We start from the raw sequence: 17832 nt of genomic DNA, 5'->3' as shown, positions 1-17832 counted from the left end.
CTTTATTAACAAGATTTAATAACTTGTGAATAACGAATCCGACCAGGGAGATTTTTTCCTCATGCAGAGGAAACAAAAAATCCGGCCCACGGCGTGGCTGCTTTTGCTTGTTTACGCAGCGGCGTGTCTGCGCGATCCGTGTCCGGCTTACAGTCAAACCGCTTTTGTCCGCGCTCCCGCGGAAACCGCGGTCCCGTCTTTTGCGCTCCCGGACCTTCGTGTCCCTTCCGCTTTCGGCACCATCGAAAAAGAACACACCGGCAGCGGCCCGGTCATCGTCCATGTGCAAACCGCGCATGGAAATTTCCAGGCCCAGAAAAGCATCGAGTCCCTGCTGCGTTTCCTCCATCACACTTATGGGTTCGAAACGGTCTTCGTGGAAGGAACGGGATTGCCGCTGCGCCCCGGCCTGCTCCGGCTTTTTCCCAAGCGCATGGACGCGACGCACGCGATCGCCGACGGCCTTGCGCGCCGCGGCCTGGCTAAAGGCGCGGACCTTTTTCTGATCGGGCAGCCTTCCGCGCGCGGCTACGGCATCGAAGACCTGCGCACCTACCGTCAAAACCGCGAGGTTTTCAAAGACGTGCTGAGAGCGCGGCAAAAAACGCGCGGGTTTGTCCGGTCCCTGAATTTCCGCCTCGAAAGACTGAGCGCGCCTTATCTCAATCCGGCGCTGCGCGTTTATCTCAAGCGCTCGCGTGATTTCCACGGAAAAAAACTGCCGCTCGACAAATGGCTCGAATGGCTGGACGCCCAGGCGAAGGAAACCAAGACCGCGGACCTGCATGATCCCGCCGCGCAGCTGGATTGGCCCATGCTGGTCCGGCTTTTTAAAATCCAGGAACTCGAAGCCAAAATCGACCGCGGCGCCCTGGAAAAGGAAAAAGAAAATTTTCTCCGGGCCGTGAGCCGCTTCGCCGGCAAGGGGACGCTGGATTCGCGGATCCGGTTTCTTCTTTCGCGCGACGTGAACCGCGATTCGCTGCCTTACCCGCAGACCGGTCAGCTTGTGGAAGAACTGGTCCGCCAACTGCCGGAAAATTTTTCTTACGCGCCTTATCCCAACCTCAAAATGTTCCTCGGCCACCTGATTCTCCAGAGCGAACTGGACGGCTCCCGCCTTTTTGACGAGATCGAAAGGCTCGAAAAGAAAACAGCCGCGGCCCTGGCGCCGTCTCCGGAGGAAAAAGAAATCCTGGCGCTGCTGGAAAAGCAGGCGCTGCTCAAGAAACTTTTCGACCTGGAGCTTGTGCCTTCCGAATACCGGCGGATCGCGGACGCGTCCGCCGCCTACCGGCCTTCCGCGCTCGTGGAAGCGTTCCGCAAAGTCGACCCGGAAGGACGGGCGCGCGCCGAGGCCTTTAGTCATCTGCGGGAGATCGACGCGCTTTTCGACGCGGCCCTCGAGTTTTACCGGCTGGCCCAGAAACGCGACGGACAAATGCTGGCCCGGCTCACGCGGATCCTCGAAACAAAAAAAATCACCAAGGCCGTTGTCGTGACCGGCGGTTTTCACGCCGCGCCATTTTATGATTACTTCAGCCGACGGAATTTCCGCTACGTGCTGGTCACGCCTCAGATCGGGGAAATAAACGAAACGCACGACCGCGCGGTTTATCTCCGGTCCATGTTCCAATCCCGGCGCCGCGCCGAAGCTGGCACGCTGGAAACAAGCTCGCCGCTTCTTTTGCCGCACGAAGTTCTTCTCCACGGCGCGGATCCCGGTTACGAATGGGACGAAGCGGCCGCAGAATTTCGCGCGTATGCCGGCCGTAGGGGATTCGAAGCGGCCGCGTTTGAAAAGACAAGCCTGGCCCGCATTTTCGGCGCCGCGCGATCGGAGATGCGTCCCGGCGAAGAAAATGAAGCCATGAAGCGCATCATCCTGGAAGGCAAAGGCCCCCTGTCTCTTGTCGTGAGCCTTGGCGGGACGAAGCTCGCCGTGGGCGCGGTGGACGAAAACGGCCGCATCTGGGAAATTTTCCCCGGCCGCTCCTGGCGCAATGCCTTCAAGATTTCCAACCGCGCGGAAGACGGCGACGCGCTTGCCGAAGGCATTGCCAAAATCCTGGCCGGAGCGATCGGTGAAATCGCCAGCCATGGCACCGTCGAAACCGATGCGGCCGCGCGCGCCGCAAAACTGAAACGCATCGTCAAAATCGGGATCGCGGTGCCGCTGCCTTTCGAAAGAACAGGCGAAGGCGTGGTCATGGGCGCCGTCACGAAATCGGCTATGCTTCCTTTCGAGAAATTCCCCCTCGATGCCGCGATCCGCGAAAAACTGAAAGCGCACGTGGGCGATACCGCGCTCGCGGCGGCGGAAAAAATTCCGTTCGACGTGCGCCATGACGGCGCCGCGCGCCTTCTCGGCGAAGTGGGCGAGACCGGCACGTTCTACGGACGCGCGGATGCCGCGGCCATTCTGATCGGCACGGGCATGGGCGTCGGAATCCTGAAAGAAAGAAACCTTTTCGAAGGCGTCGGGCAGAACGAAGGCACGAAACGCAACGACGCGGTCCGCATTCTCGGATCGCTGGGCCGCCATCTGGTTTACATTCCCGATGCGGAATCTCCGCTGGGTTACCGTTACGAATACCGCGGCATCGCCAAAGGACAGGAAAACGCGGCCCTCGATGCCGGAAAAAAAGAAGTGCTTTCGCGCGAACGCCTGCGCGGCCCGGCGCTTGCGAGGCGCATTGCCGAACATTTGAAAGCCGCCGTCCATGAACCCGCGGCGGCCGGCACGCTTCGCGTCATCGGCGTGACGGAAAAAGACATCGACGATTACCTGGCGTCGACCGACGAAGTTGACATCGAAAACTGGGACGCCGTCTTTTTGGCCGGCCTCACGCAGGCGGCACAGGCGAGAGAGGCATGGGCCCTCGACGAATTGAAACAGATTGCCGAAGAAACCGGCACCGCGATCGCGGCGTTCATCGCGCAATTCAAGGATGAACCTTTCTCCAAGAACATCGTCCTCGTTTCCTCGGTCGGGGAAAAGCTCGGCAAAGGCGTGCGCGGCGAAATGAGCGACGACTTTTTTCTGGAGCGCGTCCGCTTGTCGGTCGAGTACGGGCTTGCGACGTTCCACGACATGAGCCCGTCGGTGGCCGATGCCTATTCCAAGATTTTCCGTTCGTCTCTCGATTACAAAGGCGAGATGCTCGCTTTCACTCCGCCGCGTTCTTCGGGCGCGGGCGCGGAAGAGCCGCTCGAGATGCCGAAGATCCGGCTGACGGACGAGCAGCTCGAAGAAGCCTACGATGCCGCGCTGACCACGGTCGAAATGATGAACCAGACCAAGCGTGTGAAGCTGCCGACGATCCCGCTTTTCCGCGAGAACCTTCCTTCCGTGCGGGCTGTGGGCCAGAAAGACGCGCTGCTGCTCATCATTTCCTACAACCGCCGCCACGCGGACAATCCTTTTATTTTTGCGGGTGTGAAGCCCGAAGAGATCGGCCTGCCTGCGGGCACGCCGATGGACAAACCGTGGAAGAAAAAGGCGCCGCCGGTCACTCCTCCGGCGCCTCTGCCTCCGCCTCCCGCGCCTGTTTCCAGGCCCGCGCCGAAAGTTGCTTATGAAGACCAGCTCAAGGCCTTAAAAGCCCAGACGCTGGCGGACTTCGAAGCGAAAGTTCCCGAGCTCGAAGCAAATGCGCATCAAGCCGCGCAGATTTTCCGCGAAGCCCTCCGGCAGGCCGTAGAAGAATCCGCGGCCTTTGTCTCCGCGGAAATCGACCGGCATAAAACCGAGCTCGTTGCGGCGCATGCCGCCGGCGAACATGCGGACGCCATTCAAAGCGCGCTGGAAGCCGCGGCGGCCGGGATGAAAGAGGAATGGGCCCGCAAGCTGCCGGATCTCGAACGGCAGCTCGAGGCGCAGGCCGCTTCCGCCGTCACGGATTTTCAGACCGCGCTTGCCGCGGCCCGGCGTGAACTCACGACCGCCGTGAACCATTTTTCTTATCCGCGCGATCTCGCCACGGCATCAGGTCCCGACAAGGAACGCGTGATCGGCCGTGCGCGCCGTGATTTCGGCACCGCCCTCGAAAGAGCGGTGAAGGCCGCGGGAGCGGCCGCGGATTCTGTCCCGTCTTCTTTGGCGCCCGGCCTTCCGGCGCGTTCGATCGGAGCGGCCGCGGAAGCGTGGATCGGCGAAGCGCCGCAGCGCCTTCCTGCCGGGCTGGCCGCCTTGATCCTGCCGGGCCGGTATGACGCTTTGCGGAAAACAATCGCTGCCGAACTCGAAGCCGCCCTTACCGAAATCGCGGCCGCCGAAGCTGAAGCCCGGCGTCTGGCCGGAGAAAGTTTCCGGGAATTTTTAGACCTTCATGCCCGCGGTTATGCCGAAACGGCGGAACGCTGGCGTGCGGCCTTTGCCGGACACGAGGAAATCACAGGCCTGCTCGAGACGCAGCAAAAAACGCTGGACGACGAACGCTCGGCTGCGTCCGGGCGCGTGCAGGCTGCATTGGAGCATTCCGGCCGGACGCTCGACGAATCGTTTGTGCGTTTGCATGAAACGTTCAACCGGCTGGAAAAAACCGGCCCGCACCGCAAGCTTCTCACCGTAGAAAAAATGGAAGACATCAAAACAGTGATGGCCGAGGTCGAGGTCAAGCTGCGGGCGCTGGCCCGGCAGACGGCCGGCGTGGCAAAAAGGTCGGCGGGGCAAGCCGCGGAAACTTACAAAGCCGTGGGGCCGGCGGAAACGGAACTGCTCAACCAACTCTCGGTCCGGCTGCATCAGCAAAGAAAACAATCGGTCCTGGATGCCGAGCATCGCAGGCTCGAGGCTTTGGCGCATGCGGCGCTCGACGGCCCGCTCACGGAGCTCGAGCGCGGCTTCGCGGAGAAACAGACGCAGGAACAAACAGCCTTGGATGACGCGGTGGAAGCGGCAGGCCGCTCTTTCGAAGAACAGGCTGCGGCCATCGTCCGCGAGGCCGACGAGACTTTGCAGGACGACGTCCGCACCGCGCGCGAGACTTTCGCAGGCGTCAAGCAGCAGGAAACGTCCGGTTACAAGGCCGTGCGCGAACGCCTGGCCGAAAGTTTCGGCAGCCAGGTCCGTGCGGCGCGTTCCGGCATTCCCACGCGGATCGCAAGCCTGGGCCTTCGTAAAGATCTTTCGGCGATCGCCGCTCCGGAATCCTTGGCCGAAGCCTTTGGCGGCGCGGAAACCCGCGCTCAGGAAGAAACCGCGCGCCTTTTAGAATCGCTGCGGACCGCTTCCACGGAGGCGGGGCGGGAACTCGAGAGGGCCGGACAGGACGCGCGCGCAGAGGTACAGGAAAGCGCGCAGACTTCCGCGCAGGACTTGATCGCGGCCTGGATTGCCGCCGAAAGTGAAAGCGAGCGCACGGCGAACACCGAAGCCGTGTCTTCTTTCGCTCAAAGGCTCAGGGCGGCATGGCAGGAGAAAAAAGCGGCACAGCAGGAAGCGCTGCGGCAGGCGATCGAGGCCGAGGGAAGAGAGTTCGAGACCCGTCTCGGCGACGTGAAAAAAGCGCTGGATCCGGCATGGAGCGGAACGATCCCGTCTTCGCTGGACGAAGCCGGGAGAAAGTTCAAGGATGCTGCCGGCAGCGCGGATTACGACGCGCTTCTTGCGGAAGCGGAACGCGCGCTCGAAGAAGAAATCCGGCAGGCCGCGTCCGGCGTGGAAAATGTTTTCGGGGAATTGCTCGAGCACCGGCAGGCGGAAGCGGCCGGAGACCTGGGAAAGGTGCGGGATTTGATCGGCAGCCTGCGGCGGGAAGCGGGAGACGCGCGCGCGGCGCTGGAAAAGGCCGAGAGCCCTCTCCGCGAACGCGCTTTAGGCCAAGCCGAAGCCGCGCTGGCCAAAGTTACCGGAGCATTGAAAGAACGGGCCGCGGCCCTGGCCGCGCAAGTCACGCGGCAGGCGATCGAAGCCAGGACCCAATATCTCAAAGCCGAAGCGCTTGCGCGTTACGAAGCCGCGGATGATGAGGCGCGGGAAAAATTTTCAGGAGCCGTAAACAGCGCTCCGGCGGCGTTCGAAGAAGCGCTCGCTGCCGCAGGCCGCGATTTCGAAAAAAATCTCGTACCGGAAGACACGGCCGCCGCTTTTCTTGCGGAGATCGAACCCAAGCTGCCGGCCGCGCGCGCGGAATTCCAGGGCGTCCTGGCAAAAGCCCGCGACGATTTTCAGACGCGCTACGGCAGGATCACGCCGCGTTTCGAAAGAACGCTGCGAGGCCTGAAATCCGGCTACGAAGACAGGCTCGCGGCGCCTCAGCTCGAAGCGGTTTTGTCCGCGCTCTCGCTGGAAGCCGCGGACGCGTTGTGGCAGGAAAAAGAAAGGGAATTGCAGGAGGCTTTGACGCAGGCGCGGGCACCGCTGACTCAGGCGGCCGAAGCGGCAGCGGAAGAAAGCCGGGCCGCGGCGGAAGAAAATCTCGAGCGTGTCCGCGCGGAAGCCGCACGCATTGCCGGCAGCGTGCGGGCCTCTCTGATTTTGCCGCGCTTAAATGAGTTGGAGGCCGGGATCCTGGCCGAATTCGACTCTTTTGCCGGAGCGCAGCTTCCGGAATGGCAGGCCGCGTCCGCCGCGGAAGAAAAAAGATTTGAAGAAGCGATCGCGCCCGCGGAAGCCGCGCTTCAAAAAGAACTCGCCGCGGAAGAAACAGCTTTCAAGGCCTCCTTTGCGGGCATCGACGAAGCTCTGGCGGAAAACGCCGCGCTTCTTCAGGCGAAATTTGCCGAGGATAACGGTCAGCTTCTCGAAGCGTACCGCGCGGGCGCTCAGACGGACAAGCCCGCGCTCGCGGCCGCGCTTGCGGACATCAACGCGGAACGCGAACAGGCCCTTGCGCGCCTGCGCACCGGCCTCGAACAAATAATGGCGGAAGCGCCGGAACGGCAGCCGCTTTTGGCCGGAGGCCAAGAGGCCGCGCGCATCGAGTCGCTGCTCACCGAATTCGGGGGCGCACTGCGGCGAGCGCTCGACGAATCCAAGGCGCAGGGCCCGGGAATTCTTACGGCCGCGCAGGAAAAAGCCAAGGGCGCCGCGGACAATGCCGCTGCCGAACTCACGAAGCGTGCGGCACGGCTGAAAGACGAACGTCATGCCGCGGCCGAAGCCCGGCGCAAGGATTTTGACCGGCTGAAGGACGCGGGTCTGTCCGAAGACGAGAAAAAACTTTTCGAGACCAAGACCTGGACCGCGCCCGTGGAACTGGACGCCATGGAAAAAGCCGCGCTGCCGCATCTGGACTGGTCGCAAAAGGGGATTACGCCCGCGAAAGTCGACGCCATCCGCCAGGCCGCCGAGGCCCTGAAGAAAAAAAACGAGCGTAAATTCATCCCGCTTCCGCTGATCGCCAAAGCGCTCGACCTTCCGCAGGTCCGGATCAGCACGTTTTTCTCGAGGACGTACACGGAGAAGACCCTGCTCGACTTGGGCATTATCCCGGACGTGCTCTCCGAAAAGGACCTGATGACCCAGGTGCTGAACGCCGTTGCCGGCGACATGCGTCGCAGCCCGCATGAAGTCCTGATCCGCGCGGATGCCGCCGCTTACTTCGGGCGCGTGGATTCGGCGCTCGTGAACACGTCGAAAAACGCCTTTTCCGTGACGGATGCCGGGACTTATTTGGCAGAGCATTTCGGGCTTTTCCCCAAATATGCCACCGCGGAAACCGCCGGCTTCAGAAAATCCTGGGCGCAGCAATTCCTCGAAGAAAATAAATTGCCGGTCCTTCCCGCGCTTCTCGAACTCGCGCAGAAAATCACGCATCACGGCGAAGCGATCGCGGTAGCCAAACCCACGGTGACCGCCATTCAGGGCTTTGTCGCTGATTACAAAGCCGGGCATGAGCAAAAGGCGCCGACGCTCGACGAAATCGCGGCGCATTTCAAAGTCAGCCGCCCCACGATCTCCAAAGTCCTGGCCGAAGGCGGCACGGCCGTCGAATCGCGCCGCGTCGCGGAAATTCCGGAAGCCGTGAAGTCCGGCATCGCAGGCAACATCAAAACCATGGAAGAAAAGGCCGCGGCGCAGGACAGCGGCTTCATTGATCTTGCCAGGCAGGTCGCGGACGCTTTCGGGCCGCTGAAAGGCCAGTACGGTTATCTCGCGTTTGTCCGTCATGCCAAAGAAAAATTCGAACGCGCAGTCGAATCCTACGAAGCGAAAAAAGCGCTGGCCGGTCCGGAGAACGACAGGCTCGACGAGATCCGCCGGACCTTTCGCGAAGCCATCACGGGCAAGAAAGTGACGCGCGTGCACCGCGGCATTTCCAAGAAACCTCAGACGCCTCCCGCGCCGGGGACGGGGGAGGAGAAGCCTGAATTGAGAGCCGCTCTCGAGGCGATGAGCCTGGAGGAGATCGCGGTCCGCTTTTTCGAGCTGGAAGATACCGGGCTTAATCCCGACGAAATCAAATTCCGCGACAGCGTCCGCTTTTTCGTGGACTCGAACATCGTTCACGCGGCCCGCGCGCTGGATGGAAACGGCCATTTGGACCACGCGCTGCCGATGCTGCGGCACATGGCCACGGAACCGCTGTGGAAAGACGGGCCCAGAATCTTCGGCGCCGCGCTTCCCGCGAAAGACGGCGGCGGCGGGCTCGGCCTGTTCGCGGACGTCATGATCGTGGAAGAATTGGGGCGCGCGAGCGGCTCTTACGCGCTCATGCACAACATCCGCTCGGGCCTCGTGGCCACGATTCTTTCCCGGTTCGGCACCGAGGAACAAAAGCGGGAGTATTTGCAGGCGATGCTGCGCGGTGAAAAAATTATTTCTTTCGGGCTTACCGAACCGGGAGCCGGATCGGACGCGCGCGGCGCCATGCAGTCCACAGCGCTTGACACCGGCGACGGTTTCCTGCTGAACGGCACCAAGCGCTTCAACACGCTCGGCGAAGAAGCCGACGCCATTCTCTTTTTTGCCAGAACCGCCAAGCGGTTCAGCGGCTTCATCGTGCCGCTCAAAGACGAAAAAGGGAATTATCTTCCCGGCGTCACGGTCCAGCCCATGCGCAACATGGCCGGCATGCACGGCTCGGGCACCGCCGTCGTGACGTTGAAAGACGTGCGCGTTTCCCGGCGGAACGTCGTGGGCGGCGAAGCGTATCTCGACAAAGGCATTGTCATCATTCATTCCGCGCTTTCGGACGGAAGGATTTCCGTCGCGGCCATCAGCCTCGGCGGCCTGGAAAGGACTTTTCGCGAGTTTCTCGAAAAATATTCGGCGTTCAGGGCGCAGGGCAGGGATCTCCCGGACTGGCGCGGCAAGGCCCTCGAGCTCATGACCGATCTTTTCGCGGGACGTTTGATGCTCCTGGAAGCCGTGCGCAAAAGCGCGCGCGGTGAGGATTATGTCCTGGACGCGGCCATGGCCAAGATCAAGGTCCCGGAAGACGCGGTGCGTGAGACCGGCGACGTCATGACCCTGATGGGGGCGGAAACCCTCGAGACCGGGCATCCGGTCGAAATGAGTTTCCGCGACCAGCGCGTGGCCACGATCGGCGAAGGCACCACGCAGGTCAACCGCATGATCCTCCGCGGCGAGCTCATGAGAATGAGTTCCACCAGCCGGTTTTTCGACGACGTGGTTCCTTTTTATCTGGCGGACCGCGGCGCGGTGGAGGAAGCGGATGCGCCGATCCGCGAATTGCTCGGGCTTTACAAAAACGCCCGCGGGAAATCTTCGCCGGACAGTTATTTTCTCGGACGCCTCGAACGCCGGGTGATCGATCTCCTGGTGGAAAGGCGCGCTTACGAACTCATGCAGCGGGATGCGCCCGCGGGCCTGGGCCGCAAGCTGGCCGGAATCCAGAAGGAAAAAATCGCGAGGCTGGGGCGGCAATTCGTGAACGAGATGGCCGTTGCTTCGGAAGCCGCTCCGGCCGCCGTTCCAGCCGCGGAAGACGTGGACATCGCGCGTCAGATTTCGCTTTTGCAGCATGAAATATCCGCCGCGGTCCTGCAAAAATTTGCCGGCAGAGCCGGAAGCGCGGCGCTTGCCTTGAGAGATGCGGAAACCTCGGCCGGCGCGCAAGCCGTGCCCGGCGCAAACGGCACGTATCTCCTCCAGGGCCGTAAAGTTTTTGTCTTGAACGGCACGGGGTCCCAGTCCTTCCTGGTCCCGGCGCAGATTGCGGGGCAGGAGTCGCTGTTTCTCGTGGAAGCCGGCGGCCAGGAGCCCGGCGCCGTGCAGGTTCTTCCCGGGGCGGTCCTGGGCCTTCGCGAGGCCGGGCCCGCGGACATCGAATTTCACGGCGCGCGCGCGATGCTGATCGGAACGCCGGGGCAGGGCGGCGAAGTTTTGAAGTTCATTGAGTCTCTGGAAAAACCGGGCGTGGCCCGGATCGCCGCGGCCGCGGGCCGGCGGCTGGCTGCGCTGGGCGAGGCCTATGCAAAGTCCCGCATCCAATTCAAAAGCCCGATTTACGATTTTCCCGAAGTGCGGGAAATGATCGACGAGTCGCTCGCCGACCTCGCGCTCATGGAAAAGGGCGGGGACGCGCCTTTCCTTCTCGCGCAGATCGCGGGCCGCATGGTCCAGCTCCATGGCGGCCACGGGTATAACGAAGTGTCCGGCATTCCTAAATTCTGGCGCGACGCGCAGGCGCTGCGCGTTTTGTCCGCGCCTTTGCGGAAAACAGAACTCCGCGCCGTCGAGATGAAACCGATTTCGATTTCCAAAGGGCAGGTGCTTGCCAGCTATGGCAAAGATTCCAACGCCCAGGGCGACTGGCCGCTGCGCGAGCCGTTCAACATTTACGGGCTCGGCGAAGGATGGATCCTGGTCGACCATGGCGACGAGAACACGAGCCGCCTGCGGCTGCTGCACGTGCAGGAAGACCTGGCGCACCGCGAGATCCGGTACGCGCTGAAGGCCGATCCGTTTTTCCACACGCACGAGCATGCCTTTGAATCGCCGGTCCACGTGGCGTTTTCGCCGGCCTCGCTGCAGCTCACGCGGCATTTCCTCGCTTTCAGCGGCGGGCTCGGGAACCTGCAGGCGTTCCAGCTTCAGTTTTCGAGGAAGGGGAAGCAGCTCCAGGCCAAGGCTTATCATGCCTATAATTCCCAGGACCAGGAGATGAGCCGGGCGCTGGGCCTTGTTTACAATGCGAAAGCCGGCCACTACGTCGCGCTGATGAGAGAATACGATGACGGTAAAATTTACGCGCAGGTCATCAAGCAGAACTACATGCAGTCGACGGCCTCGAGCACGGTCGAGTTCGACAGCCTTGTCCATCCGGGCGCGATGGCCTACGACCCGGTGAACGGATGGGTGCTGGCACTTCACATCAACGACAGCGACGAGTATCAGCTGAAAGCTTTCCGCTGGAATCCTCATCCCATTTCCGGCAATCCGGACCGCGGCGCTTACCGCTCGGCCGGCGACGTCGTGCTGCCGGAAATCAAAGGCATGGATCATTATCCGCCCAAGAATCTTTTCCGCCTTCACGTTTTCGTGACGCCGGAGAAGAAAGCGCTTTACTACGTTTCAGATTCCTACAACAGCGCGATTTACGTTCTGGAACCGCAAGTCATCCCGGACGTGAGCGGCCCGAAAGGCAGCCTGCGTCTCGTGAAGCTGGCGGTGCAGGACGTCCTGGACGTCAGCGACGTGGTGGGATGGATCAAAAGGCAGATCATGGATCTGGAAGTGGGCATGCCCTTGTATGTCGAGCCCGGAGAAGGCCGGATTTTCCTCGGTGATCCGGTGACGCGCGAGGTGCACATGCTGCCTCCGGTCCAAAAGCTCCGCGGACAGGACTCCATGGCCGCCTTTCTCGGAGGCTTTGCGGGCGCGGCATCCCGGACCTTGTCTTCCGCGGCGCCGGCGAAAAGGACTTTTTTGAACCTGCCCGTGGTCTTGTGGACCGAGCCCCTGGAAAAAGGCGGCGCCAAGGTCCGGGTTTCGGACAGCGGCCGCGCGCAGTACGAAAATTCGTGGCCCGCGGAAGCGTGGTACGCCGACGAAATTCCGGCGGATTCCTGGCGCAAGGCGGGCACGGCCAAAGACGCGAAGCTTCCGGAGCCGCGCGCGGCATCGGCGGGCCCGTGGAGCGTCCGGGCTTCCATCGAAACGAGTCCTTTCGCGGGCGGCAAGCTCAAAGTGGATTTTAATTCCGGCGACGGGAACGTGATTTCCCGGACGCTGGAAGTGGCGGGATACCACCCGCATTACCTGCAGGAAACCTGGGCCGCGGTCTCGGAATCCGGGCACGTGGCCCTGCTTCATGTTTATCCCGGAGGCGAATATCCCACGCTTTGGACCGGCCGGCTTGCCGTGAGCGAAGGGAAAATTGTTCTCACGCAGGATCTCGCGCCCGGCCTCTGGCGGACGCTCCGCCAAGATCAAAAACCGCGCGGGCTCTTTTTCGATCCGCTCGGCCAGCTGCGGACGTACACGCACGCGGCGGAAAGCGAAAAGCTTGTCCGCGCCGAAACACTCGTCACAGGACAGACTCTGCCGCCGGGTGAAGAAAAGAAAAGCGAATTGAGATCCAATGCGGCTCCGGAACCCGCGCCGCTGGACCAGACGCCGGACGAACGCTACTTCATCGGCCGCAGCAAGGTGCGGCTGCGCCAGGGCTATTACCTGACGCATCCTCAGTTCGGCATTTACCGCGACGGCGCGACCGATAAGCCCGTGCGCGAGCTTCCGGAAACGGACACGCACGCGAAAGAAATGGTGAAGGCGGCCATGGAATACCTGTGGGGGAAGGCCATTGAGGGGGGCTTCCGCAAGGCGGACATGATCAAAAGGGTGCTGGCGCTCGAAGAATCCGCGACGATCATCGCCAAAGACCTCGACACGCACTTTTTCTTTTCGAATGCCGAGAGGCAGTTCGGAGATCCCAGCCGCCTTTCGCTGCGGCTGCGCTCCATTTTTCTCTCTAAGAAATTCCTGGACCGCCTCGATCCCAAGTCCCGCGCCGCGCAGGCCATCGTGGCCTTCCATTTGAACCGCGCGCAGTTCATCCTCGACCTTTTCCACGAACTGTACGACGACGGCCATTCCATCGGCGAAATCTACGATCAGATCCGCGCGCAGGTCGCACAGCCCGACTTCCAGGACAAGGCCGTGATCTTCGAAGGCATCCCGGACGAGGAGGTCAAACAGATCCTGGGGCCGCTCATCGAGGAAGACGAGGCCCTGAAAGCCGCGGAAATCCAGGCGGCCGCCGCAAAAGCGCCCGCGGCCCTCGCGCGCGCGGACGATCTGGAACGCGAGATCGACAAGATCCGCAAGGAGAGAGGGCAGGTCGAGTCGTACAAAGATCTGCCGCCCATCGGCGATTACAGCAAGAGCGCGCATGAGCTCGAAGAGATCGGCATGCTTTTCCAGAGCGTGGGCAACCGCGACAAGGCGCTGGAATTCTACCGGCGCGCGCTGGCCATGTACCACCACATCCGCGAGCTCGATCCGGGAGGGCTTCTGCCTTTCAAAGTCCAGGAAGACACGATCGATTTCCTGCTGCGCGCGGGCATGATCGAAGAATTTGCGCAGGAGCTGGAATGGCTCGTGACCGGGAAAGACCCGCTTGTCCCGCTCATTTACATTCCGTCCGACGCTTTCGAGGCTCAAATGACCACTTACCGCAAAGGCTGGCTTGCCGAATGGATCAAACTGAGCGTGCCGAAGCTTTTGTACACGCTGCAGGTTTATGCCTCGATTTTCCCGGACCAGGCGAAAAGGCACGCCGTGGAAAGCGCGCGGGAAAAAACCGAGAAGCTGATCGGGGAATTCTGGAGCGAAAGGGCCGGCCGGCTTTCGGCGGAAAAAACCATGTTCGACAAACAATGGAGCGGCGACTCGGAGAGGGATGTCGCTATCCTGCCGCTCTGGAACACGTGGAAAGAATTGAAGTTCGTCTGGCAATACCAGAAAAGCGGGGACGCGGCGCGGGTCACGGTCACTGCCAATTTCTTCGAGAAAGGCGCGAAGGACCATCCTCTGGGACGCCTTGCCTTCCAGACGCGGGACGGCGCGGCCTCCATGTCTTATGCGCTGATCGAAATCGACGAAGAATCGCGGCGGCTGTACGAAGGTCTGGACTCCATTCTTTTGACGTTGTCGCTGCGCCTGGCCAAGGCCAACGGCCTCACGCATTTCGAAGTGACCGAAGTGCCGGCCGCTGCCGAACCCGTATTCGCTAAACTGGGATTCCAGAAAACCGGCGAAGGCCTTTGGCGCTTTGAGGGATTCGCGGAGAAAAAGCTAGAAGATTTCCCGCTCAAGGTGGAAAGAAAATTCAAGGTGAGCGGAACAAACGGCAACGGCAGTCCCAGCGCGGGCGCTGCGGATGAGCATTCGGAGCTCCGCACGACAAGTGCGGAGGGCATTCTCCGCCCCGATCTAACGGAGATCGGGGCCGAGCTCCGTACCACCGCCGAGGCGCTGCTGGAAGAGACGCCGTTGGAGACTCACCGTCCCGAGCTCCGCACCTCCGAAGCGCTCCAGCAAAAATTCAACGCCTGGCTCGAACGTTTCGAGCCGCCGGATTTCAAACGCTGGGTCGTGCGGCCGGGCATGGGATTCCGCTCTCCGATCCAGTGGTGGGCCAAGCAGGACTTGAGGCCCGGCCCGCTTCATTATCATGAAGGCCTTGATTTCGCGATGTACGAGACCACGCTCGGCGAATACAAAACCGTGGAGCCCGGCAAGGCGGTGACCGCCATTCTGGACGGCACCGTGGCCGCGGTCTTCGAAGACAGCATGCAGAGCACGATTCTCGTGGAGCATGACCTTCTCGACGCAAGCGGCCGCAAGCTCGTCCTCGTCTACACGCATCTGAACCCGGCTCCGGGCCTGAAAGCAGGCGACAAGATCAAGGAGGGAAGCCTCATCGGAAGAATCCAGAAATCCAACAACCTGAAATCCGGCGTGGCGCCGCATCTCCATCTTTCGGTCGGGTATATGGACGCGGACTATCTCGCGTTTGTTTCCAAGAGCACGGAACGGCAAGCTGACCCGAGTAAACTGCAGCGGTGGCGGGAAGCGGGGCTGCTTCACGAAACGCTGAGCTGGGAAAAATTCAATCCGCTGGTCGAGCCCGGCATTCTTTCGTACGAGAACCCGCTGGATTATTTCGGCGCGGCGCAGCGCAAGGACCGTTTTTACGAGGAGCCGGAAACCGAACTCAAAAGCATTCTCATTTACCTGCAGGGCGCGGAAGGTCAGAAGCCGGAATTTTTCCCGTTCCGCCAGGCCGTGGAATTCCGCCTGCCGGGAACGAAAACTTTTATCGCATCCGAACCGGCCAAGGCCCGCGAGTTCCTGGAAGCGCAGCGCGGCAAACTCGACGCGGTCATCGTCAACAGCGCGGCGGCGCGGGACGAACTGCATGCAGCCTATCCGTTCCTGCCGGTCGTGGTTTACCAGGAAAACGCCGCGATTTCCAAAGAGCGGAATTACGCGGAGCTGATGAAGCGTTTGTGGCAGGCCTTCCGTTTTCCCGCGGGATACGATGCCGGCCTGACTCCGCTGGGCGTCGCGCCGAAAACGGCGGCGCTGCTCGAAACGCGCGGCGTGCGGACCGGAGGCGATTTGATCGATCTCGTCAATGAGCCCGACGCGTTCCGCTGGCTCGTCCCGGACGCTGCCGACCGCTGGCAGGTGCTGGAACGCGTGGCCGAATTTGCGCCGCGCGCTTTGTCGCTCGAGGCCATTTACGAAGGGGTGTTCAGCGAGGAGATCCGCCGCATCGGCCGGCACATGGGCAGCGAAGAGGCCTTCTCCATCCGCGTGCGGAATCTTCAGGAGCTGATCGATTTCCTGAACGCGAATCTGAACAATGCCGCGCTCCGCAAAGCGCTGCTCGAATCGTTCGTCACGGACGCGCCTGAAAACGATCTGTCCCATCTCATTTTGCTGCTGCGCCCGCTCATGAAGATCAAGCCTACGGGTGTTTCGAGCCGTTTGTTTGCGTCGGTCCTCAAAGTCATACGGGACGTTCCCGGGCTGCAGGACCGCGTGGCGCAGCATTATGAAAACGCGGGACAGATTCTGGACACGGCCCTTCGCCGCCACCAGGAATTCGACCGCTTTTTCTCCAACGAAGAAGTTCTCGACATCCTGCACGCCCTGATCGTCGTGGCGCCGTGGGCGCCCGTGGATCTGGCGATCTACGCCCGGGACCCGATGATGGCGCTCCGTTTTCAGATGGGACTCCGCGACCTGGACGATTTCCGCAGGAAAGTCACGCTGGACGACCAGATGCCCGGCGCGAATTTCCGCATGGAGCTGAGAAGCGACGAAAGAGTGTCCGACGCGCAGCGGCGCGAGCGCGCAAGGCTTTCGCTGGCGGGCAGTGCGGCGGAAATGCAGCATGTCTCCCTCCTTAAATTCATGGAGCAGATCGAGCGGCATTGGGACGAAGGGCGGCGGAGTTTTGGAAGCGCGATTATTCAGATGGACGGCCGCTTGAGCCCCATCCTCCAAAAAATCTACAAAGCCAACGAGGCCTCGTTCTCGGAAATCTATCCGGACCGGGAGCTGCTGCAGAAAATCATGCTTTATATCCTGGAGAACGAAACTTCCAGGCTGGAAGCCCTCGAGAATCGGAAGCCGTGGGTCCTGAAGGAAGGGGAAACAGAGGAATCGATCCGCGAAGAACAAAAACGCCAGCTCGAAGTCCTTGGAAGGCTGATTCAAAAATTCGACCGTGAGTTTCCGACCCGCTACGCGATTTCGCTGCCGCAGCTCGTGACAGAAGCTTTGGGCGGACTGTATGACAATGACGACGAGGCCGCGAAGTTTATCGAGCTTCAAAGGCGCGTGGCCTATCTGCCGGACGATTCGCATGAAATCCTGGCCTTTGATCTTTTTGTCCGCGGCGTGCATTTAGGGGACAACATGGTGGAATCCGACGCGGCCGACATCGAACCGCTCGAACCGCTGATCCAGAAAGCCCTCGACGTTTTGCAGGGCCTTCGCGGACCCGTGACGCCGAAAGCGGCATGGGCTCTGAAAGCCGGCCTTTCCAAATTGCTCTGGAGCATGGAACCTTTGCTCGTCTCCGACGACGTGTGGCAGCGCAACCATATTCTGGGGCATTACCCGCATCTCTCCGCCGAAAGCGCTCTCCGGCTCAGGCGCTATGCCAGCGTGCAGGGGGTGCGCAAGCTCGTCATGAAGAACCTGGATTCGATCCTGAAATGGAACGAGGAAATCCGGCTCGCGAACCCGGACATGGCCGCGCTGTATGCCGCGATCCATTGGTATTTTTACCATGAGTACGTGGGGCAGCTGTCTGCCTGGTCGCGGGCAGACGGAACGCCGGTCAGCCTGCACGAAGCGCTTCTCGATCCGGAGACGGAGAAGAACGACGCTTTCCTGGACAGCCTGATGATCCTGCAGGGACATGAAAAACTGATGCGCCGCATGACCCCCTGGCATACCTTGCGGCACGACGTGAAATTCGTGAGGTACCAGCAGGCGGTGATCGCGGATTTTGCCAAGGCCATGCAAGCCTCGCGTAATGAGCTGCGGCCCGAGCTCCGGCCGGTTTTGGCGCCGGAAGCTTTCACCGTCCTGAAAGAATTCCGCGATTTTCTTTTGTCGCGTTTTGTCGTCGAGACGTGGGGCGAAGCCAAGGCCGCGCAATTTTTGAGCGTCGTGCTCGGCAAGCCCGTTTACGCGGAAACGGCCGGACTGCATGCGCCCATCCCGGAGCGGGTGCTCGCGCGTTACGGAAGCGGCAGGCTCGGCAAGGCCGAAGGCTTTGCGTCCTGGATGGGATCGCTTTTCCACGGCAAGTCTTCCGAGAAGCCCGGCCGCGTGCTCGTGGACCGCGCATGGCTCGAAGAATTCATGGAACACCCGCGCGCGCTTTTCATCCT

1 protein-coding gene is annotated in these 17832 nt (G+C 61.4%); it reads left to right on the top strand.

The window, feature by feature from the left end:
- Positions 1 to 25: 25 nt before the first annotated feature.
- A partial coding sequence (locus tag VL688_07735; GenBank protein ID HTL47938.1) for an acyl-CoA dehydrogenase family protein occupies positions 26 to 17832 on the top strand: 17807 nt, incomplete at its 3' end.

The organism is Verrucomicrobiia bacterium (assembly GCA_035495615.1).
Taxonomy (GTDB): Bacteria; Omnitrophota; Omnitrophia; order Omnitrophales; family Aquincolibacteriaceae; genus DATJFP01.
This window is presented reverse-complemented; position numbering and strand designations above follow the sequence as displayed.